28 protein-coding genes are annotated in these 22540 nt (G+C 70.6%); 14 read left to right on the forward strand and 14 right to left on the reverse strand.

Features of this window, described 5'->3' with window-relative positions; translation table 11 throughout:
• Nucleotides 1–3: 3 nt before the first annotated feature.
• Complete coding sequence (gene mqnC / locus AB0411_RS30885; protein ID WP_366420568.1) at nucleotides 4–1203, reverse strand: cyclic dehypoxanthinyl futalosine synthase; 1200 nt, start codon at nucleotides 1201–1203, stop codon at nucleotides 4–6.
• 227 nt (nucleotides 1204–1430) lie between these two features.
• Here mqnC and AB0411_RS30890 point away from each other — a divergent pair, with 227 nt between their 5' ends.
• Genes AB0411_RS30890 through AB0411_RS30900 form a run of 3 tightly spaced genes read left to right on the forward strand, consistent with a single transcriptional unit; the run spans nucleotide 1431 to nucleotide 2831 of the window.
• Nucleotides 1431–1619, forward strand: a complete 189-nt coding sequence (locus AB0411_RS30890) for a ribbon-helix-helix domain-containing protein (RefSeq protein ID WP_366420569.1) — start codon at nucleotides 1431–1433, stop codon at nucleotides 1617–1619.
• Nucleotides 1609–1953 (forward strand): VOC family protein, encoded by a 345-nt coding sequence (locus AB0411_RS30895; RefSeq protein WP_366420570.1) that lies wholly within the window; start codon nucleotides 1609–1611, stop codon nucleotides 1951–1953. The genes AB0411_RS30890 and AB0411_RS30895 overlap by 11 nt, the downstream gene beginning before the upstream one ends.
• 20 nt (nucleotides 1954–1973) lie before the next feature.
• Nucleotides 1974–2831: a class I SAM-dependent methyltransferase gene (locus AB0411_RS30900; protein ID WP_366420571.1), complete on the forward strand. Its 858-nt coding sequence runs from the start codon at nucleotides 1974–1976 to the stop codon at nucleotides 2829–2831.
• A 138-nt stretch (nucleotides 2832–2969) separates the two neighbouring features.
• Here AB0411_RS30900 and AB0411_RS30905 read toward each other — a convergent pair whose 3' ends face one another.
• Nucleotides 2970–3869, reverse strand: coding sequence for a menaquinone biosynthetic enzyme MqnA/MqnD family protein (locus AB0411_RS30905; RefSeq protein ID WP_366420572.1), 900 nt, complete (start codon nucleotides 3867–3869; stop codon nucleotides 2970–2972).
• Nucleotides 3870–4118: 249 nt separating this feature from the next.
• On the opposite strand from AB0411_RS30905, the gene AB0411_RS30910 reads away from it, so the two are divergent.
• From AB0411_RS30910 to AB0411_RS30920, 3 genes are all read left to right on the forward strand, one after another.
• Nucleotides 4119–4322 (forward strand): cold-shock protein, encoded by a 204-nt coding sequence (locus AB0411_RS30910; RefSeq protein WP_003984261.1) that lies wholly within the window; start codon nucleotides 4119–4121, stop codon nucleotides 4320–4322.
• 382 nt (nucleotides 4323–4704) lie between these two features.
• Entirely contained in the window at nucleotides 4705–4842 is a 138-nt protein-coding gene (locus AB0411_RS30915; protein WP_366420573.1) for a hypothetical protein, read from the forward strand.
• Between the two features lie 17 nt (nucleotides 4843–4859).
• On the forward strand, nucleotides 4860–5171 hold the full coding sequence (locus AB0411_RS30920) for a hypothetical protein (RefSeq protein WP_366420574.1): 312 nt from the start codon (nucleotides 4860–4862) through the stop codon (nucleotides 5169–5171).
• Nucleotides 5172–5217: 46 nt separating this feature from the next.
• On the opposite strand, the gene AB0411_RS30925 is transcribed toward AB0411_RS30920, so the two are convergent.
• Together AB0411_RS30925 and AB0411_RS30930 are read right to left on the reverse strand one after the other, a co-directional pair.
• Nucleotides 5218–5436, reverse strand: a complete 219-nt coding sequence (locus AB0411_RS30925; RefSeq protein WP_366420575.1) for a DUF397 domain-containing protein — start codon at nucleotides 5434–5436, stop codon at nucleotides 5218–5220.
• Nucleotides 5414–6268, reverse strand: coding sequence for a helix-turn-helix domain-containing protein (locus AB0411_RS30930; protein ID WP_366420576.1), 855 nt, complete (start codon nucleotides 6266–6268; stop codon nucleotides 5414–5416). The genes AB0411_RS30925 and AB0411_RS30930 overlap by 23 nt, the downstream gene beginning before the upstream one ends.
• Before the next feature lie 116 nt (nucleotides 6269–6384).
• Between AB0411_RS30930 and AB0411_RS30935 the strand changes: the two genes are divergently transcribed.
• Both AB0411_RS30935 and AB0411_RS30940 read left to right on the forward strand, forming a co-directional pair.
• Entirely contained in the window at nucleotides 6385–6594 is a 210-nt protein-coding gene (locus AB0411_RS30935) for a hypothetical protein (RefSeq protein ID WP_366420628.1), read from the forward strand.
• A 56-nt stretch (nucleotides 6595–6650) separates the two neighbouring features.
• Nucleotides 6651–6971 carry an ATP-binding protein gene (locus AB0411_RS30940; RefSeq protein ID WP_366420577.1) on the forward strand — a complete coding sequence of 107 codons (321 nt, stop codon included), beginning with the start codon at nucleotides 6651–6653 and terminating at the stop codon, nucleotides 6969–6971.
• 110 nt (nucleotides 6972–7081) lie between these two features.
• Here the strand turns inward: AB0411_RS30940 and AB0411_RS30945 are convergent, their stop codons facing one another.
• Both AB0411_RS30945 and AB0411_RS30950 read right to left on the reverse strand, forming a co-directional pair.
• Entirely contained in the window at nucleotides 7082–9031 is a 1950-nt protein-coding gene (locus tag AB0411_RS30945; RefSeq protein ID WP_403153030.1) for an AMP-dependent synthetase/ligase, read from the reverse strand.
• Nucleotides 9032–9869: 838 nt separating this feature from the next.
• Nucleotides 9870–10574, reverse strand: a complete 705-nt coding sequence (locus tag AB0411_RS30950; RefSeq protein ID WP_366420578.1) for a TetR/AcrR family transcriptional regulator — start codon at nucleotides 10572–10574, stop codon at nucleotides 9870–9872.
• 160 nt (nucleotides 10575–10734) lie between these two features.
• On the opposite strand from AB0411_RS30950, the gene AB0411_RS30955 reads away from it, so the two are divergent.
• The gene (locus tag AB0411_RS30955; RefSeq protein WP_366420579.1) at nucleotides 10735–11613 is read left to right on the forward strand and encodes an alpha/beta fold hydrolase; all 879 of its coding nucleotides are present in this window, start codon (nucleotides 10735–10737) and stop codon (nucleotides 11611–11613) included.
• Nucleotides 11614–11737: 124 nt separating this feature from the next.
• Here the strand turns inward: AB0411_RS30955 and AB0411_RS30960 are convergent, their stop codons facing one another.
• From AB0411_RS30960 to AB0411_RS30980, 5 genes are all read right to left on the reverse strand, one after another.
• Nucleotides 11738–13102 (reverse strand): dicarboxylate/amino acid:cation symporter, encoded by a 1365-nt coding sequence (locus AB0411_RS30960; RefSeq protein WP_366420580.1) that lies wholly within the window; start codon nucleotides 13100–13102, stop codon nucleotides 11738–11740.
• 433 nt (nucleotides 13103–13535) lie between these two features.
• The gene (locus tag AB0411_RS30965) at nucleotides 13536–13826 is read right to left on the reverse strand and encodes a DUF4229 domain-containing protein (protein ID WP_366420581.1); all 291 of its coding nucleotides are present in this window, start codon (nucleotides 13824–13826) and stop codon (nucleotides 13536–13538) included.
• Between the two features lie 134 nt (nucleotides 13827–13960).
• On the reverse strand, nucleotides 13961–14485 hold the full coding sequence (locus AB0411_RS30970) for a GNAT family N-acetyltransferase (protein WP_366420582.1): 525 nt from the start codon (nucleotides 14483–14485) through the stop codon (nucleotides 13961–13963).
• Between the two features lie 44 nt (nucleotides 14486–14529).
• Entirely contained in the window at nucleotides 14530–15693 is a 1164-nt protein-coding gene (gene mqnE / locus AB0411_RS30975; protein WP_366420630.1) for an aminofutalosine synthase MqnE, read from the reverse strand.
• A 159-nt stretch (nucleotides 15694–15852) separates the two neighbouring features.
• Nucleotides 15853–16311 (reverse strand): Lrp/AsnC family transcriptional regulator, encoded by a 459-nt coding sequence (locus AB0411_RS30980; protein ID WP_086716013.1) that lies wholly within the window; start codon nucleotides 16309–16311, stop codon nucleotides 15853–15855.
• A 121-nt stretch (nucleotides 16312–16432) separates the two neighbouring features.
• On the opposite strand from AB0411_RS30980, the gene AB0411_RS30985 reads away from it, so the two are divergent.
• A complete protein-coding gene (locus AB0411_RS30985) occupies nucleotides 16433–16567 on the forward strand; it encodes a hypothetical protein (protein ID WP_260639410.1) in 135 nt (44 codons plus the stop codon).
• Here the strand turns inward: AB0411_RS30985 and AB0411_RS30990 are convergent.
• Complete coding sequence (locus tag AB0411_RS30990) at nucleotides 16564–17292, reverse strand: UbiX family flavin prenyltransferase (RefSeq protein ID WP_366420583.1); 729 nt, start codon at nucleotides 17290–17292, stop codon at nucleotides 16564–16566. The genes AB0411_RS30985 and AB0411_RS30990 overlap by 4 nt on opposite strands.
• Nucleotides 17293–17408: 116 nt before the next feature.
• Here AB0411_RS30990 and AB0411_RS30995 point away from each other — a divergent pair, with 116 nt between their 5' ends.
• On the forward strand, nucleotides 17409–18005 hold the full coding sequence (locus AB0411_RS30995) for a rhomboid family intramembrane serine protease (protein ID WP_366420584.1): 597 nt from the start codon (nucleotides 17409–17411) through the stop codon (nucleotides 18003–18005).
• A 31-nt stretch (nucleotides 18006–18036) separates the two neighbouring features.
• Here the strand turns inward: AB0411_RS30995 and mqnP are convergent, their stop codons facing one another.
• Together mqnP and AB0411_RS31005 are read right to left on the reverse strand one after the other, a co-directional pair.
• On the reverse strand, nucleotides 18037–18939 hold the full coding sequence (mqnP, locus tag AB0411_RS31000; RefSeq protein ID WP_366420585.1) for a menaquinone biosynthesis prenyltransferase MqnP: 903 nt from the start codon (nucleotides 18937–18939) through the stop codon (nucleotides 18037–18039).
• Nucleotides 18936–20390 carry a menaquinone biosynthesis decarboxylase gene (locus AB0411_RS31005; RefSeq protein ID WP_366420586.1) on the reverse strand — a complete coding sequence of 485 codons (1455 nt, stop codon included), beginning with the start codon at nucleotides 20388–20390 and terminating at the stop codon, nucleotides 18936–18938. Before AB0411_RS31005 ends, mqnP begins: the two co-directional genes overlap by 4 nt.
• Nucleotides 20391–20478: 88 nt before the next feature.
• On the opposite strand from AB0411_RS31005, the gene AB0411_RS31010 reads away from it, so the two are divergent.
• The 3 genes from AB0411_RS31010 (at nucleotide 20479) to AB0411_RS31020 (ending at nucleotide 22335) form a co-directional block, all read left to right on the forward strand.
• Nucleotides 20479–20904 carry a PLD nuclease N-terminal domain-containing protein gene (locus AB0411_RS31010; protein WP_366420587.1) on the forward strand — a complete coding sequence of 142 codons (426 nt, stop codon included), beginning with the start codon at nucleotides 20479–20481 and terminating at the stop codon, nucleotides 20902–20904.
• Between the two features lie 157 nt (nucleotides 20905–21061).
• Entirely contained in the window at nucleotides 21062–21607 is a 546-nt protein-coding gene (locus tag AB0411_RS31015) for a nucleoside deaminase (protein ID WP_366420588.1), read from the forward strand.
• Nucleotides 21608–21696: 89 nt separating this feature from the next.
• Nucleotides 21697–22335 (forward strand): DUF4291 domain-containing protein, encoded by a 639-nt coding sequence (locus AB0411_RS31020; protein WP_366420589.1) that lies wholly within the window; start codon nucleotides 21697–21699, stop codon nucleotides 22333–22335.
• Nucleotides 22336–22540: the final 205 nt, after the last annotated feature.

Here is a 22540-nt window from a genome sequence, read left to right on the forward strand (position 1 = left end):
GACTCAGTTGGCCTCGACGAGCTTCAGCTCCGGATGCGCCGTGCCGCCCTCGATCGCCGTGGACGACAGGTGCGAGACGACCTTGTCGTCGACCGGGTCGTTGGCCGGGTCGTCGTGCACGAGCAGGTGCTCGTAGGTGGTGGCGCGCTGCGCCGGGACCCGGCCCGCCTTGCGGATCAGGTCGATGATCTCCGTGCGGTTGGAGCGGTGCTTGGCGCCCGCGGAGGAGACGACGTTCTCCTCCAGCATGATCGAGCCCAGGTCGTCCGCGCCGTAGTGCAGCGACAGCTGGCCGATCTCCTTGCCGGTGGTCAGCCACGAGCCCTGGATGTGCGCGACGTTGTCGAGGAAGATCCGGCCGATGGCGATCATGCGCAGGTACTCGAAGAGGGTGGCCTGCGTCTGGCCCTTCAGGTGGTTGTTCTCCGGCTGGTAGGTGTACGGGATGAAGGCGCGGAAGCCGCCCGTACGATCCTGGACGTCGCGGATCATCCGCAGGTGCTCGATCCGTTCGGCGTTGGTCTCGCCGGTGCCCATGAGCATGGTGGAGGTGGACTCGACACCCAGCTCGTGGGCCGCCTCCATGATCTCCAGCCAGCGCTCGCCGGACTCCTTCAGCGGCGCGATGGCCTTCCGGGGGCGGGCCGGCAGCAGCTCGGCGCCGGCGCCGGCGAAGGAGTCCAGACCGGCGGCGTGGATGCGCTGGATCGCCTCCTCCACCGACACCTTGGAGATCCGCGCCATGTGCTCGACCTCGGAGGCACCGAGGGAGTGGATGACCAGCTGCGGGAACGCCTTCTTGATGGCGGAGAAGTGCTCTTCGTAGTACTCGACGCCGTAGTCGGGGTGGTGGCCGCCCTGGAACATGATCTGGGTGCCGCCGAGTTCGACGGTCTCCGCGCAGCGGCGCAGGATGTCGTCGAGGTCGCGGGTCCAGCCCTTGGCGGTGTCCTTGGGCGCGGCGTAGAAGGCGCAGAACCGGCAGGCCGTCACGCAGACGTTGGTGTAGTTGATGTTGCGCTCGATGATGTACGTCGCGATGTGCTCGGTGCCGGCGTAGCGGCGGCGGCGCACGGCGTCGGCGGCCTGTCCCAGCGCGTGCAGCGGAGCGGAGCGGTACAGGTCGAGCGCTTCCTCCGGCGTGATGCGGCCGCCCTGCGCGGCGCGGTCGAGTACGGACTGGAGGTCGGCGTTCTCGGTCACCGGGGCGTCCCTTTCGCAGGCGGGCATCACGAACTGAACCAGCGTACGTCAGGGGTCCGACGGCCACGCCGCCGGTCAGCGGGCACCCCGCACCGGGAACCCGGCAGCCGCACCACCGCCCGCCCGGGGCCCGCCCGAGGTCCGGGGATCAACAGCCGATCAACAGCCGCCGACGGATCCCCGGCGCCTCCCTCGACAGTCAATTGCTAGCATGCTAGCTTTCTAGCGTGGGTGATGAGGAAGTCAAGCAGTTCAACGTCTATCTGCCGGTCGCACTGATCAAGCAGGTCAAGTACCACGCCGTCGACTCGGGCAGGTCTTTGTCGGCGTTGGTCGCCGACGCGCTGCGCGCCTACCTCGACGATCCCGGCGAGCACGTTCCGACGACCGGAAAGGGGAGCGGAGATGGCGACTGAGGGCATCGAGGCCGTCTTCTTGGAGACTCACAACTGGGGCGCGTCGGCGAGGTTCTTCCAGGCCCTGGGCTTCGAGCTGGACTTCGCGACCGACCACAACTCCGGCCTGCTCCGCAACGGCGAAGGCGCGTACGTCTTCATCGCCGAGGTACCCGAGGACCGCAAGCCCCAGATGCAGGCCGTTCTGAAGGTGCCGGACGCGGAGGCGTTCCGCCCCGGTCCGCACGTCGAGGTGGTCACGCCGTTCGAGGACACCCACTTCGGGACCAGGCAGGCGACCGTCCGTGACCCCGACGGGCGCCTGTGGAGCCTCCAGGCTCCCGCCGGGAACTGACCGGGAGGAAGGGCGGCACCGTGACGGACGAGACCACCGGGGCACCGGACAACACCGCCGTACGCTGCGCGCTCTGGCGGGCGATGCACGTCCGGGTCGATGCGGCGCCCCACGTGCTGGAGGACGAGGTCGGCCTGCGGTTGGTGGCCCCCGATGCCGACTGGCCGCGCCGCCCGGACATGGATCCCGAGGCCACCAGCGCCTTCCGGGCGGCCATGGTGGCCCGCGCCCGCTTCGTCGAGGACCTGGTCGTCCAGCAGGCCGGACGCGGCGTCGCCCAGTACGTCGTCCTGGGGGCCGGTCTGGACACCTTCGCCCAGCGCAGGCCGGAGATCGCCGCCCGTCTGCGGCTCTTCGAGATCGACCAGCCGCGGACGCAGGCCTTCAAGCGCCGGCGCCTGGTGGAGCTCGGCTACGGCATCCCCGAGTGGCTCCACCTGGTTCCGGTCGACTTCGAGGCGGGCGAGTCGTGGTGGGAGCACCTCACCGCCGCGGGATTCGATCCGCACCGTCCGGCAGTGATCGTCTCCACGGGCGTGAGCATGTACCTCTCCGAGGAAGCGACCGCGGCCACCCTGCGCCGGGTCGCCGCCCTCGCGCCGGGCTCGACACTCGCCATGACCTTCCTGCTGCCGGCGGACCTCGTCGACGCCTCCGACCGGCCCGGCCTCCGGGCGAGCACGGACGGAGCGCAAGCCTCCGGAACACCGTTCGTCAGCTTCTACGCCCCGCAGGACATGCTGGCGCTGGCCCGCGAAGCCGGCCTCCAGGACGCCCGGCACGTTGCGGGAGGCGTGCTCGCCGCGCGCTATTTCGCCGACCGCACCGACGGACTCCGCCCGTCCAGCGGGGAAGACTTCCTCCTGGCAACCGTCTGACCTGCGGTGCCGCCCTCGCGCCCGGCCGGTCGGCGCCAGGGCGGCACGGGGACACCGGTTGCCCCGCGGCCACCGCCGGCCAGGTCCTCGGCCCGGGGCGGGGCAGCCAGGACAGCCGGCACCCCTGCCCGCCGCCGGCTAACCGGCCGGCCGCTCCAGCAGCGACACCCGCACATCGGCCGGGAACCCGGTCGTCGGCCCGACCCGCCGGGCGAACTCCGCGACCCCGCCCAGCTGCTGCGGACCGAAGCGGAAGTCGAGCGTGGTGAAGTACCGCTCCAGGACCGGCTCGTCGAAGGTCTCCCAGCGGGCCGCCTGTTCGGCGACCTTGGTGACCTCCTCCAGCGACAGGTCGCGCGAGGCGAGGAACGCCTCGTGCACCTTCTGCACCACCTCCGGCTCGCGCTCCAGGTACTCGCGCCGGGTCGCCCAGACGGCGAAGACGAACGGCAGACCCGTCCAGTCCTTCCACATCTGGCCGAGGTCGTGCACCTCCAGGCCCAGCCGCGGCCCGTCGTGCAGATTGGCGCGCAGCGCGGCGTCGCCGATCAGCACCGCCGCGTCGGCCTCCTGCATCATCACGCCGAGGTCCGGGGGGCACGTGTAGTAGTCCGGCCGCACGCCGACCTTCTCCGCCAGCAGCAGCTGGGCCAGCCGTACGGACGTGCGCGAGGTCGAGCCGAGGGCGACCCGGGCACCGTCGAGCTGGTCCAGCGGCTTCTGCGAGACGATCACGCACGACATCACCGGGCCGTCGCAGCCGACGGCGAGGTCGGGGAAGGCGACGAGGTCGTCGGCGGCGCGCAGGAATTCGACGAGGGTGATCGGCGCGATGTCGAGCTCCCCGCGGACCAGCTGCTCGCTGAGCTTCTCCGGCGTGTCCTTGGTGAGATCCAGATCGAGCAGGGTGCCCGTACGGGCGAGGCCCCAGTACAGGGGCATGCAGTTCAGGAACTGGATGTGGCCCACTCGCGGCCGGCTGCGACGGCGCTCGGCGCCGGCTCCCGCGGGTGCGTCTCCGAAGGTTGAATTGTCCACATGCGGAGGCTAGACCTGTCTCCCTTGGCGCAGCGCGGCGGGGCGGGGTCCGGACGTTAGTGCGGTCGGTTAAACGTGATCTTTGGCTCTTCCGCCTCAGGAGCAGCACATGCTACGCTCAGCGCAAGTTGCAGTTTGGTTTCCCTTGCAGTACAGAGCCTGCGGAGCATGTGACCCCGCAGGCTCTTGTAGTTTCAGACTTCTTTGCAGGTTCTGGAGCAGGGCAACCCTTTGGCCCAAGGAGGGCTTATGGCTACCGGAACCGTCAAGTGGTTCAACGCTGAAAAGGGCTTCGGCTTCATCGCCCAGGACGGCGGCGGCCCGGATGTCTTCGTCCACTACTCGGCGATCAACGCCTCTGGCTTCCGCTCCCTGGAGGAGAACCAGCAGGTGAACTTCGACGTCACGCAGGGCCCGAAGGGTCCGCAGGCGGAGAACGTTACGCCGGTCTAAGTTGCCCGGCCCGGAATTTCTTCCAGGTCGCCCCTAAGCAGTACCCAAGGAGCCCCGCTCCGCCACTTCGGTGGCGAGCGGGGCTCCTGCCTTTTGATTCCGGCGATTCAAATGACGACTACATGAATTTTTGCCGTCGCCCGCCCCGGCGCACCCGAATGGCGGGCGCAATACGGAATTCCTGCGGCATTCGGCGCACGGTTCGGCGTGTCCACGCCCGGGAACTTTTCCCGCCGCGGCGGCTGCGAGGAATGCCGGCGCAGGCCGTGCCGGCCACCACCGCGGGGCCGGGCTCGGGCCGCGCCGGCGGGCGGCCGCCCCCCGGCGAAGCGATCACGGAAAGTGCTCACATGACAACATGGAGCGGCCTATCTTGGGCAAGATGAGCGAGGACATGCCCCCGCAGAAGCCCTGCCCCGACTGTGGCGGCAGGGGCACCGTGGAGTGGGAGACGCCGACGGGCGATGCGGTCACCACGCAGTGTTCCGGGTGCGGCGGCACCGGAACCGTCCTGGCGTAGAGGAGGCGGAGACAGGCATGGCGGCCTTCAACAGGAACGGCAGGCCGGTCGGCCTGGACGCGCAGTACGTCGGCCGGCTGCCGTGTTCCACCTGCGGCATACGGTCGATGAAACTCCCCGGCCAGCAGGGCGGGTTGTGCATCCCCTGCTACGCGGACGAGTGCACCACCACGGGCCGCCGGGCGGCGACGGCCGGCGCGTGGGTGGCGGCCAGTTTCGTGGGCGACCCCTGCCTCGCGTGCGGGTCGCGGTCCGTCGACGCCAACGGGTGGGCGTTCTGGTGCAACTCGTGCGAGATGCAGACGGCGGTGGCCCTGCCCCCGCGGTAGAGCCCGCGCACGACAGGCAGGGCCGGTGATGTCATTGCGCCGGGCGTCAGTTGACGAGCGAGCCGGTCTTCAGGGCCGTGACGAATCCGCACCAGGCGTCGGCGGGGATCAAGAGCGCAGGGCCCTGGGGGGCTTTGGAGTCCCGCACCGGGACGACGCCGGGGACGCCGTCGGCGATCTCGACGCAGTCGGCCCCGTCGCCATTGCTGTAGCTGCTCTTGCGCCATTGGGCAGAGTTCAGGTCAAGCCTGCTGCTGCGCTTCATCTCTGTAACCCCTTGCCGCTTCCTCGACGATGGCCAGGGACGCCTCGGGCGGCAGTGCGGCGGCCCTGAGCAGATCGTACGACTTCCGATAGGACGTCACGAGCGGCGGATAGTCGATGGCCTGACCGCTGAACTCCCCTTCCGTCCAGACCAGGGGCGGCGCGTCCGGGAAGGCCATGACCTTGGCCATGCCCATCATCAGCGGATGGGCGACGGTCGTTTCCGGAAGAATCTGCAGAACGCTCCGGGTGGACCGGACCACTTCAAGGATGTGCTCCAACTGCTCGGCCATGTGCCCGGCCGGGAGCAGTGGCCTGCGGACCAACTCCTCCCGCAGGATCGCCCAGTACGAGGGGCGCCCCTCCCGGACCCAGATGTCCGCGCGCTTGATGCGCGCGCGGACCTTCACCTCGATTTCCTCGGGCTCCTCCCATGGCTTCGCGGTCCGGCTGAGCTCGCGGACGTACGCCTCGGTCTGCAGCAGGCCGGGGATGACGGCAGGCGCCCAGTCCTCGATCGAGATCGCAGCCTTCTCCATGTCGGGGATGTCGGCGAAGTACTGCGGATGCCCGGCGCTGCGTGCCTTGCGCGCATCTTCACAGCGGCGTGTGAAAAAGCCGTCCGTGCCGAGCTTCTCGTCGACGTGCCGGGCCAGGTCCTCCGGCATCCGCCGCTCGCCGCGCTCGATCTGGCTGAGGAACGAGATGCCGCGATAGCTCCCCTCTGCCAACTGTTCGAGGGTCAGGCCCGCCGCTTCTCTCTGGTAGCGCAACTCGGCTCCGTAGAAGGCCGGAACGCTCGCCGAGGCATCGGGGTCTTTACGAGGGGGCATAACTCACCGCCAGTATCCGCAAGTTGCGCTGCGCAACCCGATTCCCTTCCACGCTACGCCGCGTGACGGCACGCTGTGAGCACTTCGTCACCATGCGCACAGGAAGGCGTACGACCATGCACAGCCATCTCCACGACGAGGTGCAGGACTGCACCGAGCTGCTGCGCGGCGCGCTCAGGGACAACGGGATCACGCTGCCGTCACTCGGGGTGGATCTGCCGGGCTTCGCCGGCACGTATGCGGCGCCGCTCGTCGCGCTCGGTAACTGCAATACGGCGACCGCCCGCAAGCTGGCCGAGGCGCTCCGCAAAGCCGCCACGCGGTGAGGGCGTCCTGCGAGGCGCTGACGTTACGGCTGCTCGCGGTGCCCAAAGAGGTTCCGGTGCTCCGGCAGCGCGTGCGCGAGCATCTGGGCGGGCCGTGCGCGGAGGTCCAGCTCTGTGTCAGCGAAATGCTCGGCAATGTGATCCGGCATGTCGGGGAGGGCACCCCGGTCGTCGTCCGGGTCTGCGGCGGGGCCGGCGGCCGCGTCCGGGTGGAGGTCACCGATTCCGACGCGCGGGCGCTGCCCGTACTGCTGCGGGCGGGCGGCGACGACGAATACGGGCGGGGCCTGGCGCTGCTGGATGCCGTCTCGCTGCGGTGGGGCGTGCGGCGGGGAGAGGGCCACAAGACCGTGTGGTGCGATCTCGGCGAGGCATAGCCCGGCGGGATCGCCGCGGGCGCACACGTCGGACCCCGTGCCACCTCCCCCACAGAGGTGACACGGGGTTCCAGTTTGACGCGCCGGGGGCTCCGGCTCCAGAGCGGGGGTCACCTGCTTTCGTAAAGGCCCGCTATCTCTTTGGCGAAGTCACGGGCGACCGCGGCGCGGCGGAGCTTCAGGGACGGGGTGAGATGCCCCGTTTCCGCGGTGAAGTCCACCGGGAGGACCGCGAACCGGCGGATGGATTCGGCGCGGGAGACCAGTTCGTTGGCGTCGTCGACGGCCCGCTGGAGGTCGGCGAGCAGGCGCTCGTCGTGGACCAGTCGCTCCAGCGGCAGATTCTGCTTCTTGTTCATCTGGCACCAGTGGGCCAGGCCGTCCGGCTCCAGAGTGATCAAGGCGGTGACATAGGGGCGGTTGTCGCCGACGACCAGGCACTGGCCGACGAGGGGGTGCGAGCGGAGGCGGTCCTCCAGGGGAGCGGGGGCGACGTTCTTGCCGCCCGTGGTCACGATGATCTCCTTCTTGCGGCCGGTGATGGTGAGGTAGCCGTCGGCGTCGAGCGCACCGAGGTCGCCGGTGGCCAGCCAGCCCTGGTCGGTGACGGGGCGGGCCGCGCCGAGGGCGGCGTCCCAGTAGCCGGAGAAGACATGGCCGCCGTGGACCAGGATTTCGCCGTCGTCGGCGATGTGGACGGCGGTGCCGGGCAGCGGCCAGCCGACCGTGCCGATGCGGGGGCGCAGGGGCGGGGTGACGGTCGTCGCGGCCGTCGTCTCCGTCAGGCCGTAGCCCTCGTAGATCTCGATGCCGGCGCCGGTGTAGAACGCGGCGAGGCGGTGGCCGAGGGGCGAGCCGCCGCTGAGGATGTAGCGGACCCTGCCGCCGAGGGCGGCGCGGATACGGCGGTAGACCAGCGGGTCGTAAAGCTTGCGGGCGGCCTTGAGGGCGACGCCGGGGCCGGGGCCCTTCCCGTGCTCCCTGGCTTCCACCGCCTCGCCGTAGGAGCGGGCGATGCGGGCCGCGCGGTCGAAGGAGGCGGCGCGGCCCATCTTCTCCGCCGTGGCGCGGCCGGTGTTGTAGACCTTCTCCAGGACGTAGGGGATGCCGAGGAGGAACGTCGGCCGGAAGCCCGCCAGGTCGGCGAGCAGGTCGTCGGTCTGGATGCTGGGGGCGTGGCCGAGGCGGACCCGGGCGCGCAGGCAGCCGACGGCGACCATCCGGCCGAAGACGTGCGAGAGCGGCAGGAAGAGAAGGGTGGCGGCGGGCTCCTCGCTGACCGACTTGAAGACGGGGTGGAGGAGCTCGACGGCGTTGTCGACCTCGGCGAAGAAGTTGGCGTGGGTGAGGGCGCAGCCCTTGGGGCGGCCCGTGGTGCCGGAGGTGTAGATGAGGGTGGCGAGGTCGTAGGGGCCGGTGGCGGCACGGCGCTCGTCCACCGCCGCGTCCGGCAGGACACGGCCCTCGGCGACGAGTTGGGCGACGGCACCGGTGTTGAACTGCCAGAGGTGGTCGAGGCCCGGAAGCTCGGCGCGCACGCCGCTGATCAGACGGGTCTCCTCGACGTTCTCCACGACGCAGGCGCGGGCGCCGGAGTCGTGCAGGATCCACTGCGCCTGGCGGGCGGAGGACGTGGGGTAGATCGGGACGGTGACCAGTCCCGCCGCCCAGGCGGCGAAGTCGACGAGGGTCCACTCGTAGGTCGTCCGGGCCATGATCGCGAGCCGGTCGCCGGGGCGGAGGCCGGCCGCGATCAGACCCTTGGCGACCGCGCGCACCTCGACGGCGAATTCCGCCGCGGTGATCTCGCGCCAGGTACCACTGGGCTGTTTGCGCGCCAGGACGATGTCGGCGGGGGCCTCGGCGGCGTTGTGGAAGGGGAGGTCGCCGAGCGAACCGCGGAGCACGGGCGGGGCCAGCGGCGGGACGTAGACCTCGCGGACCGTGCCGTCGATCAGGGTCTTCTGCGGCTCCACGAGGACGGGCGCGGGGTGCGCGGCGGCGGGGGCATCGGCCGGGTCGGCGGGTGGGGCGGTGGCGGCACTTTCCTGGTGGGACACGAGCGGGGCCTCGTTTCTCCTGTGGAGCGCGGGAGTGCGGGAGTGCGGGAGTGAGGTGGGGGGGAGGAAGGGGACGGGATCCGGGGTGGGGACGGGGCTGCGGGGGCACGAGGGTGTGGCGCTCCGTCTCCCGGGCCGTATCCGCGCTGTGGGGAGGGAAGGAGCAGGCGGCGGGGAGTGAGCGGCGAGGGGAAGGCGCCGGGATGTGGCCGCACCGTGGGACCGCGGCGACCACGTGCTCGCGGGCCTCAGAGCCCCGGGCGGAGCACGGCGGTACGCGGGGACCGTAAAAGCGCCGGTCTCCGCCGGGCGGCGGCGGGCGATGCCCGTGCGCGGCCGATCCGTGGCGCCGAACTACCGGCCGTCATCGCGGCGTCGGCGTCGGCGGGGCCGGATGCCCGCCGGAGCAGGGCGAGTTGCGGCAGGGCGGGGGCGGCGAGGGCGACCGCTGGCGGAAGGCTCGCCCCCGGCGGGGGAATCCGTGGAACACATCCTCGACCCAGCTCCTGACCGAACAGTAACCTTACTTCGAGGTAAAGCTACGCGAGGAGCGGGAGTTGGCCAATGCCCGTTCACGCCCTTCCTTGTGGCGATTCCGTGCCCGGCCGCCCCGCCGCCCGCCCCTTCGTCCGGCTCCTCCCCCACCGTCCCGTTCCGGCCGCCCGGCCTCCGCGCGCCACGGCCAGGAGCAGCAGGCCGAGCGCCCACTACTGCCGGGCGCCCGCTCCTGCGGATCGCCCGCCACTGCCGGGCGTCCACCACTTGGGCGCCATCGCCCGGCCGCGCCCGTCAGCTCTGAGAGGCGGGGTCTTGTCGCCGCGTCACCCCGGCGCCCGCGTCAGCGCCTGACGCCCGACGCGCTCTCCTGCCCGACGAGCCCGCCCGGCGCCCACCGTCCGCCCTCCGTCAGCCGGCCGAGGCCCGCCCAGACGAAGTTCATCATCGTGGCCGCGGTGTCCTTCGCCGACGGATGCTCGCGCGCGCCCGAAGTTCCGTCGTCCGCACGGACGTTGACCCACTCGGCCAGCGACTCCGCCGCGCCGACCAGGGCGTGGGCGAGCCCGGCGACCTCCCGTTCGGCGAGTTCGCCGACGCAGCCGGCCTCCTTTGCGGCCGCACCGATCAGCTCCGTCACGAAGGCGACGATCCCGGCCCGCATCACGGCCACTTCGCGCGCGAACGGCTCTCCATGCGTCCGGGCCTGCTGATGGAGCACGGCCCAGCCGTACGGGTGCGCGGCGGTGTGCGCGAAGAAGCCCTTCAGGCCGCTCCACAGCTGCCGGTCGGCCGTCGCCCCCGGCTCGACGGCCGCGGTCACGGCCGCCACCAGCGCCTCCGACTCCCGCCGGATCACCGCACTGAACAGGTCTTCCTTCGAATTCAGGTAGAGATAGACCAGCGGTTTGGAGACTCCGGCCGCCTCGGCGATCTCGTCCATCGACGCCGCCGCATAACCACGCCGTGCGAACGTCAGCACCGCGGCGTCCAGCATCTGCTGCTCCCGGACAGCGCGCGGCACCCGCTTGCTCTTCACAGCTCCCACCCTGAATGTCCCTCCGTCCCGCCCCTTTACTGCAAAGTAAGTTTACGATCTTCGCTTCCCCGCCCGCCTCCCTTGACGGCGTTCCCGCCATCACGAGACGATACGTCTCGTTACGTCATGACGCAGGGCCCCTGCGCCCACTCCCCTGGAGGTCAGCCCCATGCAGCAGTTCATCGATGCCGCTCCCGGAATCCGCCTGTGGACCGAGCAGCGCGGCGCCGCCGATGCGGCCCCCCTGTTGCTGGTCATGGGCGCCCGGGCGAGCGGCGTCGCCTGGCCGGAGCCGCTGGTCGACGCGCTCGCCGCGCACCACCGGGTCATCCGCTACGACCACCGCGACACCGGCCGTTCGAGCTGGCCCTTCGAGGAGCGGCCGTACCGGATCCCCGATCTCGCCGATGACGTGATCGCGGTCCTCGACGGGCTGGGCATCGACCGGGCTCATATCGTCGGCATGTCATTGGGCGGCATGCTTGCCCAGTTGGTGCTCGCCGACCACCCCGACCGACTGCTCAGCGCCACTCTCATCGGCACCAGCGCCCTCAGCAGCACCCCGTACACCCGCCCCGACGGCACTACGGTCCCCGTCGAGGAGCTGCCGGGCATCTCGCCCGAGGTCCTGGAGCTGTGGGCCCGCCCGGTCGAGGATCACGGTCCGACGGCCGACATGCAGCGCCGGATCGAACACTGGCGGGTACTCGCCGGTGACCAACTTCCTTTCGACATCGACTCTTTCCGTGCTCTTGAGCGGCGCGTCATCGAGCACACCGGGCACGACCGGACGAGCACCGCGCACGGCCGTGCGGAGCACGACGGAATGCTCCGCACGGACCGGCTCGCCGAGAACGAGGTGCCGACCCTCGTGATCTGCGCACCCGCCGAGCCGGTCTTCCCGCCGCCGCACCCCCAGCACCTCGCGCAGTGCGTCCGCGGTGCCCGTGTCGTCGAGATCCCGGGGATGGCGCATGCACTGCCGCCCGCCGTACTGGAGCCGCTCGCCACGGCGATCCTGCGCCACACGGGAACCGTGAAGGACTGAGTGGACTTGGGGACGGCGGGCTGGAAGAGCCGGCAAGAAGAGCGCGGACGCGGAGGTGCCCCGCCCTTGCGCACAAGGACGGGGCACCTCTCCAGGCGGCGCGGGTGCGCCGCGCGCGGGTCTCTCAGGCGGCGACCGGCGCCGGCACGGCCGCGCCCTGCCCGCCCGCGCCCTCGGGGGCGGCCCCGTCGAGCGTGATGCTGGTGGCGGCGTCGTACGCGTCGCGGTCCAGGATCTTCTCCCTGGCGGACACCAGGATCGGGATGACGGCCTGGCCGGCCACGTTGGTGGCCGTGCGCATCATGTCCAGGATCGGGTCGATGGCCATCAGCAGGCCGACGCCCTCCAGGGGCAGGCCCAGCGTGGACAGGGTCAGCGTCAGCATCACGGTCGCGCCGGTCAGGCCCGCGGTGGCGGCGGAGCCGATGACGGAGACGAAGGCGATCAGGACGTAGTCGCCGATGCCGAGCGGGACGTCGAAGATCTGGGCGATGAAGATCGCGGCGATCGCCGGGTAGATCGAGGCGCAGCCGTCCATCTTGGTCGTCGAGCCGAACGGCACCGCGAAGGAGGCGTACTCGCGCGGCACGCCGAGGCGCTCGGTGACCTGCTGGGTGACCGGCATGGTGCCGACCGACGAGCGGGAGACGAAGGCCAGCTGGATGGCGGGCCAGGCCCCGCGGAAGAACTGCAGCGGGTTGACCTTGGCGACGGTCGACAGCAGCAGCGGGTAGACGCCGAAGAGGACCAGCGCGCAGCCGACGTAGATGTCGACGGTGAAGGTGGCGTACTTGCCGATCAGGTTCCAGCCGTACGTCGCGATGGCGTTGCCGATGAGGCCGACGGTGCCGATCGGGGCGAGGCGGATGACCCACCACAGCGCCTTCTGGAGCAGTTCGAGGACCGAGCGGCTGATCGCGAGGACCGGCTCGGCCTTCTCGCCGAGCTGGAGGGCGGCGATACCGGCCACGGCCGCCATGAAGACGATCTGCAGGACGTTGAGCTCGGTGAACGGCGTGATGATGTCGGTGGGGACGATGCCGGTCAGGAAGTCGATCCAGGAGCCCGCGTGGTCGGGGAGCTTGCCGTCCTTGGGGGTGAGGCCGGTGCCCGCGCCCGGGTTGGTGAGCAGGCCGATCGCCAGGCCGATCGCGACGGCGATCAGCGAGGTGGCCATGAACCACAGCAGGGTGCGGCTGGCGAGCCGGGCGGCGTTGTTGACCTGCCGCAGGTTGGTGATCGACACCAGGATCGCGAAGAAGACCAGCGGGGCCACGGCGAGCTTCAGCAGCTGGACGAAGAGGTCGCCGACGTGCTGGAGCGTGGTGGTGAGCCAGCCGAGGTCACCGCTCTTGGCGAGCCAGCCGAGCAGCACGCCCAGGGCGAGGCCGGCCAGGATCTGCGCCCAGAACGGGACCTTGGGTATGCGGGAGGACTTGGGGGCCCGGGGAGCCGGTGAGGACTCGGCGGACTCGGCAGACGTGGACAACGGACACACTCCGGGGACAGGTGAGACGTCGGGGACGGCGAAAAGAAGCGCCGGGAAGATGAGCGGCTGCGAAGCAGACGCGAAGGGGGCCTCTCCCGCCCGGAGGGGTCGGGGAGACGATCTCCGGCCGCAGAGGAGCTGAGGTCAGCGGCGGCAACAGGCCGCGGACATACAGCGGCAGAGATCGACGTGCAGGCGCGCCACGAGCGAAGTGCTCATGGGGGACGAGGGCGCGGCTGCTGTCTTCATGACACGAACATTAACACTTGAACTTTGAGGAACCCAAAGAAAATCTTTGGGTTCCTCGGAGTCCGGCACACCGGACCGTCCGTCAGAAACACGACGGGCGCCCGGCCATGGAGGGGAATCCATGGCGCCGGGCGCCCGTCGTGACGAAGCTGCTGTGAGGCGTCTTACATAAAGGTCCAGGCCTTTACTGGACCCCGTCCTCCTGGCCGGCGCTGGCCGCGAGACGCTCGCGCTGCCGGTCGACCTTGGCGACGATCTGCTCGGACATCGCGTCCCGCTGCTTGCGCAGCAGCACGAAGCTGAGCGGCGCGGAGATCACGATGGCGAGCAGCAGCATCCACACGGTGTTGGAGGCGCCGATGGCGAGCGGGATGACGTGCACATACGACAGCGCCCACACCACGGCGAACGAGGCGACGAAGAGGCCGATGCGAAGGGCGGTGTAGCGGAGCGTGGCGAAGTTGTGGCTACTCACGGATGGGACCTTCTCCTCAACGGCAACCTAAAGGGTCTGCATCCAGTCAAGCACAGCGCTTCGGGCGATCTTCGTGGCCCCTGCCGCGGAGCGGCACGCGGGAGGGAGAGCGGCCGCCGGCCCTCCGCCTCCGGTCAGCCCAGCTCCAGCCACATGGTGATGTCGTCGCGGAAGTCGTCGTCGGCCAGCTTGATCGCGCCGGGGACGCGGCCGACCTCCTGGTAGCCGCAGGACTCGTAGAAGCGGTGGACGCCCGTGCCGCCGCGGCAGGTGAGACGGAGCGCGGAGACGCCCTCGAAGGTGCGGGCGGCCTCGGCGACCGCGGCCATCAGCCGGCGACCCGTGCCCCGGCCCTGGAGGGAGGGGTGGACCATGACCGTGTAGACCCACACCCAGTGCGTCATCAGCCGGTGGCCGTTGAAGGTGAGGAACGCGGTGGCCAGCACCCGGCCGTCCGCGTCCCGGCCGACCACCAGGCGCGTACGGCCCTCGGCCATCGCCGTCAGATGCGTCAGCAGATCCGGACGGACCTGCGCGGGAGACACCGGCGGGAGGAAGCCGACCGCGCCCCCGGCATTGGAGACATCGGCCCACAACGCGCATATCCCGTCACGGAGTCCGGGGGTGACGGAAGGGTCCAGGTCGAAACGCACGTCCATGACCCGGACCCTAACTCCCGCCGCCGGCAGCGCTTCCGCGCAGGTCAGACCCGCATCGGCTGCGGGGACTCGCGGCGGTCCGGGTCGGGGCCCGGGTACTCGCGGATGGCCTCGTAGCGGGTGTTGCGCTCGACGGGGCGGAAGCCGGCGTCGCGGATCAGGTCGAGCAGGTCCTCACGGGTCAGCTTGTTCGGCGTGCCGTAGTTGTCCGCGTCGTGCGTGATCTTGTACTCGACGACCGAGCCGTCCATGTCGTCCGCACCGTGCTGCAGGGCGAGCTGGGTGGTCTGCAGGCCGTGCATCACCCAGAAGCACTTGACGTGCGGGACGTTGTCGAAGAGGAGGCGGGAGACCGCGAAGGTCTTCAGGGCCTCCGCGCCGGTCGCCATCGTCGTCCGCGCCTGGAGCTTGTTGCGGACCTTGCCGTCCTGCATGTCGACGAAGTCGTGCTGGTAGCGCAGCGGGATGAAGACCTGGAAGCCGCCGGTCTCGTCCTGGAGCTCACGCAGCCGCAGCACGTGGTCGACGCGGTGACGGGGCTCCTCGATGTGCCCGTAGAGCATCGTCGAGGGGGTCTTGAGACCCTTCTCGTGCGCGAGGCGGTGGATGCGCGACCAGTCCTCCCAGTGGGTGCGGTGGTCGACGATGTGCTGCCGGACCTCCCAGTCGAAGATCTCCGCGCCGCCGCCGGTCAGCGACTCCAGGCCGGCGTCGATCAGCTCGTCGAGGATCTCCGAGGCGGACAGGCCCGAGATGGTCTCGAAGTGGTGGATCTCGGTGGCGGTGAAGGCCTTGAGGGAGACGTTCGGCAGGGCCTTCTTCAGCTCGCTGAGCGAGCGCGGGTAGTAGCGCCACGGCAGGTTGGGGTGCAGGCCGTTGACGATGTGCAGCTCGGTGAGGTTGTCGTTCTCCATCGCCTTGGCGAGGCGGACGGCCTCCTCGATGCGCATCGTGTACGCGTCCTTCTCGCCCGGCTTGCGCTGGAAGGAGCAGTAGGCGCACGACGCGGTGCACACGTTCGTCATGTTGAGGTGGCGGTTGACGTTGAAGTGGACGACGTCGCCGTTCTTGCGGGTGCGCACCTCGTGGGCGAGCCCGCCCAGCCAGGCCAGGTCGTCGGACTCGTAGAGGGCGATACCGTCCTCGCGGGTCAGCCGCTCCCCGGCGTGGACCTTCGCCTCCAGCTCACGCTTGAGGCCCACATCCATCGACGCAGCCATCCGGTCGCCTCCCAGTCTCTGCCTACTCGGTGCCGTTCCTTCGGAGCCGGAAACGGGCTTCACCGAGCGTACTCCCCCGTATCAGAGGCGGACGGAGCCCCCTGGCGCGCCCGTCCGCCCCGGTGTGTCCCGCCGGCGCCCGGTGGCCTATTCGGCCTCTTCGGGCAGTTCGCCGACGCGGTTCTCCCACTTGGTGGAGAGCACGATCGTGGTGCGCGTACGGGAGACGCCCTTGGTGCCGGACAGCCGCCGGATGGTGCGCTCCAGCCCGTCGACGTCACCCACCCGCACCTTGAGCATGTACGAGTCGTCGCCGGCGATGAACCAGCAGTCCTCGATCTCCTCGAGGTCGCGCAGCCGCTGCGCGACGTCCTCGTGGTCGGTGGCGTCCGACAGCGAGATGCCCACCAGCGCCGTGACGCCGAGGCCGAGCGAGGCGGCGTCGACCGTCGCGCGGTAGCCGGTGATCACGCCGGCCGCTTCGAGGCGGTTGATCCGGTCCGTGACGCTGGGCCCGGAGAGGCCGACGAGCCGGCCGAGCTCCGCGTACGAGGCGCGCCCGTTCTCGCGAAGTGCCTGGATGAGCTGCCTATCCACCGCGTCCATGCCCTCAAGCCTTCCAATCTTTACGCATTTCCGAGTTCTGGATGTAGAATCTAAGGCATACAGGGCCTTGACCCTGTGAATCTTTCAGACGATCACAGACGATCTCACAGGAGCTGTCACCGTGTACTCGATCGAGATGGCCTACGCCCGCATGCGCGAGCTGCAGGACCAGGCCAATCGTTCACGTGCCCACCGGGCCGCCGCACCGCGGACCCGCCGCCTCTTCGGCCGCGCCGCCGCGGCCAAGAAGCGCTAGCGAGCGTCCGGGGCCTCCTCCGCTTCCTTGGAGCCGCCCCGCAACTCCCCTTCCCAACGCCGGTACAGCCCGTGCGGCACCTGCGCCGCATCGAGCACCCGGCCGGCGACGAAGTCCACCAGATCCTGGATGTGCGTCGCCCCCGCATAGAACGCCGGCGAGGCGGGCAGCACCACGGCGCCCGCCCCGTCCAGCGTCACCAGATGCTGCAGCGTCGGACCGTTCAACGGGGTCTCGCGCACCGTGACCACCAGCGGCCGCCGCTCCTTGAGCGTCACGCTCGCCACCCGCTGCAGCAGATCCTTCGACAGCCCGAGCGCCACCCCGGCCACACACGCCGTGCTCGCCGGCACGATCAGCATCCCCTTCACCGGATACGAACCCGACGAGGGCCCGGCCGCCAGATCCCCGGCCGGCCAGTACCGCACATCCGCCAGGTCCGCCTCGGTCACCGGGAACGTCGACGGCTTGCCATCGGCCCCGCGCGCCAGCCATTCCCGCAGGTCGGCGCGCCAATGAGCGTCCCGGAACGCAATGCCGGTCTCGTCCAGCAGGGTCAGCCGCGACGCCCGGCTGACGATCAGGTCCACCGCCTCCCCGGCGGCGAGCAGCCCGCGCACCACGGACGCGGCATACGGCGTCCCGGACGCGCCGGAGATCCCCACGACCCACGGACGGCGTCGGCCGGGGCCCTGCTTGCTGGTGTCGTTGTGCGGCGGCTCCACGCATCGAGCCTATCCGGCGGAACCACGGACCCCACCACGGCCGTTCTTACCTGTGCGCCCCTCGCGCGACCCCGCCGAGGGCCGCCCCACCGGGGGACGAGAAGGGACGGCCGGAGATGAGATCACGCGCGAAGCCCGCGCTCTGCCTGATGCTGGGCTGGGTCGCACTGCTCTGGCTGCTGGAGGGCGTGGACACCGCCACCGGCGGCGCCCTGGACACCTTCGGCATCCAGCCGCGCGAACCCGCCGAACTGCTCGACGTGGTGCCCGCCGCCTTCCTGCACTTCGGCTTCGCCCACCTCGCCGCGAACACCCTCCCGCTGCTGGTGCTCGGCTTCGTCGCCGCCCTGCGCAGCGGGATCGGCCGCCTGCTCGCGGTCGCCCTGCTGATCACCCTCGCCAGCGGGCTGGGCGTGTGGTTCACCGCCGCGCCCGACAGCAACACCGCGGGCGCCTCCGGCGTCGTCTTCGGCCTCTTCGGCTACCTCCTGGTGCGCGGCTTCACCGAACGCAGCCCCCTCGACATCGGCATCGGCCTGGTCATCGGCGCCCTCTACGGCTCCATCCTCTGGGGCGCCCTGCCCTCCGACAACGGCATCAGCTGGCAGGGCCACCTCTTCGGCCTGATAGGCGGGGTCGTGGCGGCCTTCGTCTTCCGGGAGCGCCCGCGCCGCAACCAGCTGTCCGGGGCCGGGGTCGGTCCTGTCGCCTGATCCCGCCCAGAGCCCTCAGGCCCTCAGGCCCTCAGACCGTCAGCCCCCGCACCAGCAGATCCAGCAGCGCGCAGACGAAGAGCGCAATGCCGATGAAGCCGTTGACCTGGAAGAAGGCCCGGTTCAGCCGGGTCAGGTCGTGCGGCTTCACGATCGTGTGCTCGTAGAGGAAGGCCGCCGCGACTATCACCAGTCCCAGCCAGAAGAACACGCCCGCGCCGGTCGCCAGCGCGTACCAGGCGAAGAGCGCCGTGGTCACGAGGTGGCAGCCGCGCGCGCCCCAGATCGCGGCCGGGATGCCGAAGCGGGCCGGGACCGACAGCACGCCGATCTCCCGGTCCGTCTCCACGTCCTGGCAGGCGTAGATCAGGTCGAAGCCGCCGATCCAGATCCCCACCGCGAGGCCGAGGATCACCGCCGCCCACGACCAGGACCCGGTGATCGCGAGCCAGGCGCCGATCGGGCCCATCGCCTGGGCGAGGCCGAGGATCGCCTGCGGGAAGTTGGTGAACCGCTTGCCGTACGGATAGACCACCATCGGGACCACCGCGAGCGGTGCCAGCGCCAGGCACAGGGAGTTCAGCAGCGCCGCCGCGCCCAGGAAGACGACGAGCGCGATCACCGCGCCCGTCCAGGCCGACTTCACCGACACCGCGCCGGTGACCAGTTCCCGGTGCGCGGTGCGCGGGTTACGGGCGTCGATCTCGCGGTCGATGATCCGGTTCGCGGCCATGGCGAACGTGCGCAGGCCGACCATGGCGATGGTGACGAGGAGGAGCCGGGCCCAGTGGACGTGCCGGTCCCACTCGTACATCGCGGTCAGGGAGGCGATGTAGGCGAAGGGCAGCGCGAAGACCGAGTGCTCGATCATCACCAGGCGCAGGAAGGCCTTGGTGCGGCCCGGCTGCGGGACCGCCGCGGATGCGCTGCTCATGAGAGGCCGTACTCCTTCCAGCGACGGTCGACCATCGCCGCCGTCCGCGGGTCGGACTCGACCATGTGGGGCCAGCCGCCGTCGCGGGTGTAGCCCTCCTCGGGCCACTTCTCCGTCGCGTCGATGCCGGCCTTGCCGCCCCAGAACTGCTGGTAGGAGGCGTGGTCGAGGTGGTCGACGGGGCCTTCGACGACGGTGAGGTCGCGGGCGTAGTCGGTGTTGCCGAGGGCCCGCCAGGAGACCTCGTGGAGGTTGTGCACATCGCAGTCCGCGTCCACGACCACGATCAGTTTGGTCAGCGACATCATGTGCGCGCCCCAGATGGCGTGCATGACCTTCTGCGCGTGCTTGGGGTACTTCTTGTCGATCGAGACGATCGCGCAGTTGTGGAAGCCGCCGGACTCCGGCAGGTGGTAGTCGACGATGTCCGGGACGATGATCTTGAGGAGCGGCAGGAAGAACCGCTCCGTCGCGCGGCCCAGCGGCCCGTCCTCCGTCGGCGGGCGGCCCACGACGATCGACTGGAGCAGCGGCCGCTTGCGCATCGTCACACAGTCGATGGTCAGCGCCGGGAACGGCTCCTGCGGCGTGTAGAAGCCGGTGTGGTCGCCGAACGGCCCCTCGGGCAGCATCTCGCCCGGCTCCAGCCAGCCCTCGATGACGACCTCGGCGTGCGCCGGCACCTGCAGCGGCACGGTCTTGCAGTCGACCATCTCGATCCGCTTGCCCTGGAGGAAGCCCGCGAAGAGGTACTCGTCGATGTCCCCGGGCAGCGGTGCGGTGGAGGCGTAGGTGACGGCCGGCGGGCAGCCGAAGGCGATGGCGACCGGCAGCTTCTCCCCGCGCTTGGCGGCGACCTGGTAGTGGTTGCGGCTGTCCTTGTGGATCTGCCAGTGCATGCCGATGGTGCGCTTGTCGTGGCGCTGCAGGCGGTAGAGGCCCAGGTTGCGCACGCCGGTCTCGGGGTGCTTGGTGTGCGTGAGGCCCAGGTTGAAGAAGGAGCCGCCGTCCTCGGGCCAGGTGAACAGCGCCGGGAGCAGGTCGAGATCGACGTCGTCGCCCCGGAGCACGACCTCCTGGACGGGCGCGTCCTTGATCTTCTTGGGCGGTACGTGCGTCATCCCCGCGAGCTTCCCGAACGCCTCGCGCACGCCGACGAAGCCCTGCGGCAGTTCCGGCTTGAGCAGCCCGCCGATCTTGCCGCTGATGTCCTCGTACGCCTTCAGGCCCAGCGCCTTCAGCAGGCGGCGGTCGGTGCCGTAGACGTTCATGGCGAGCGGCATCGCCGAGCCCTTGACGTTCTCGAAGAGCAGCGCCGGGCCACCGGACTTCTGCACCCGGTCCACGATCTCGCCGACTTCCAGATACGGGTCGACCTCGGCCTTGATGCGCTTGAGGTCGCCTTCCCGCTCCAGTGCACGCAGGAACGAGCGAAGATCGTCGTAAGCCATGCCTTCCAGTATCGGGTACGCACTACCCTGGACGGGTCACCGGGCCCCGGCGAGGGCCCGCCGTCGTGTGCTGGGGGCTCGTTCCGCAATGCTCAGGTATCTGCCGTTCCTCCTGGTGCTGGCGCTGTGGATCTACGCGTTCATCGACTGCCTCAACACCCCCGAATCGCAGGTGCGCGGGCTGCCCAAGGTGATCTGGGTGATCATCATCCTGCTCTTCGGCGAGGTGCTGGTCGGGCCGGTCGCCTGGCTGGTGGCCGGCAAGCAGCGGCAGCCGGCGGCAGGCGGCGGCTCCACTCCCTCCGCCTGGCACCGCAACCACCGCGCCACGTTCGTCGCGCCGGACGACAACCCCGAGTTCCTCGCGTCCCTCAAGAACGAGAACACCAAGGACGAGGCGCTGCTCAAGGACTGGGAGGCCGACCTGCGCCGGCGCGAGGAGGAGCTGCGGCGCAAGAGCCACGGGGGCGAGGACGGCGGCCCGGAGGACACCCCGCCGCCCGCCCGGGGTTAGGGCGCGCCGCCCGGGGTGAGGGCGCGCCGCCCGGATCGCGGCAAGCTCGCGTGCCTCGGCCTCGGCCTCGGCCCCGCCACCCGCCTGCCGCCGGCCCGTCACCCGCCCGTCCGCGCCGGGCAGGCCCCGGCCCGTCCGCCCGGCGTACGGTGAGCGCATGGACCGTACGCAGGACTGGGACCAGGGCCGCGACGCGTTCCGGCTGCACGGTCACGCCGACGGCGCCGGGGGCCCGAGCGGCCACCCCGCCCATGTCCAGGAGCAGGCCCGCGCCATGCTGGCCACGGCGCTCGCCGAGGCCCGCACCGGTCTCGCCGAGGGCGGCATCCCCGTCGGCGCGGCGCTCTACGGCCCGGACGGCTCCCTGCTCGGCCGCGGCCACAACCGCCGCGTCCAGGACGACGACCCGACCCTGCACGCCGAAACCGCGGCCTTCCGCGCGGCCGGCCGCCGCCCCGGCTACCACGGCACGACGATGGTCACGACCCTCTCCCCCTGCTGGTACTGCAGCGGCCTGGTCCGCCAGTTCGGCATCTCCCGCGTCGTCATCGGCGAGGCCCGCACCTTCCACGGCGGCCACGACTGGCTGGCCCAGAACGGCGTCCGCATCGTCCTCCTGGACGACCCCGAGTGCGCGGCGCTGATGCGGGACTTCATCGGGGCCCGCCCTGAGCTGTGGCACGAGGACATCGGGGGCGAGTGAGCGGCTGCCGGCGGCACGGGCGCTCAGCGCGGTCCGCCGGCCCGCAATTCGGTGGCCCGCGCCCTGGCCCTCCGCCAGGATGATCGCCCATGAGCACCGCCCCCGAAGCCCCCGAAGCCACTCCCGTCCACCCCGCCGAACCCCTCCGCCGTATTCGCGCCCGGTACACCGATACGACCGTGACCGTCTATCAGGCCTACTCCCCCGCGCTGGGGCTGCCGGCCGCGCGGGACGGGCGGTTTCCGGCTGCCTGGAAGCGGGAGCGGATGACCTGGGTCAAGCCGTCGTTCCTGTGGATGATGTATCGCTGCGGGTGGGGGCAGAAGACGGATCAGGAGACCGTGCTGGCGATCGAGATCGGGCGGGACGGGTTCGACTGGGCGTTGGGGCAGGCCTGTCTGTCGCACCATGACCCGGACGAGCATGCCGACCGTGGTGTCTGGCGGCGGGAGTTGAAGGGGGCGCCGGCGCGGGTGCAGTGGGATCCGGAGCGGGATCTGATGTTGCGGGCGCTGCCGTACCGGTCGTTGCAGCTGGGGCTGGCGGGGGAGGCGTCGCGGCGGTACGCGGACGAGTGGACGGTGTCGATCACGGATGTCACGCCGCTGGCCCACGAGGTCCGTGCGCGGGTGGGTGCCGGGGACCTCGCGGCGGCCGCCGAGCTGCTGCCGCGGGAGCGCCCCTACCCGGCACCCGGGGGAACTCCGGGGCTCGGCCGCGTGTCCTGACGGACCTGCTCAAACGCGTAAATCCCGGCCCCGCGCGGTCCGCCGGGCACTGCTTCGTGTGACGTACGGGACGTAGGGGTGATCGGCCAACTGACGTCCGTTCACAGCCAATTGATGCATCGTTCAGCAACCTCCCCCTGCCCGGGAAACTCGGCCGCCGCCACAGTCATGTCGGCCCACTGAGGGCTCACGCGACTCAGGGAGA

The organism is Streptomyces angustmyceticus (assembly GCF_040701845.1).
Taxonomy (GTDB): domain Bacteria; phylum Actinomycetota; class Actinomycetes; order Streptomycetales; family Streptomycetaceae; genus Streptomyces; species Streptomyces angustmyceticus_A.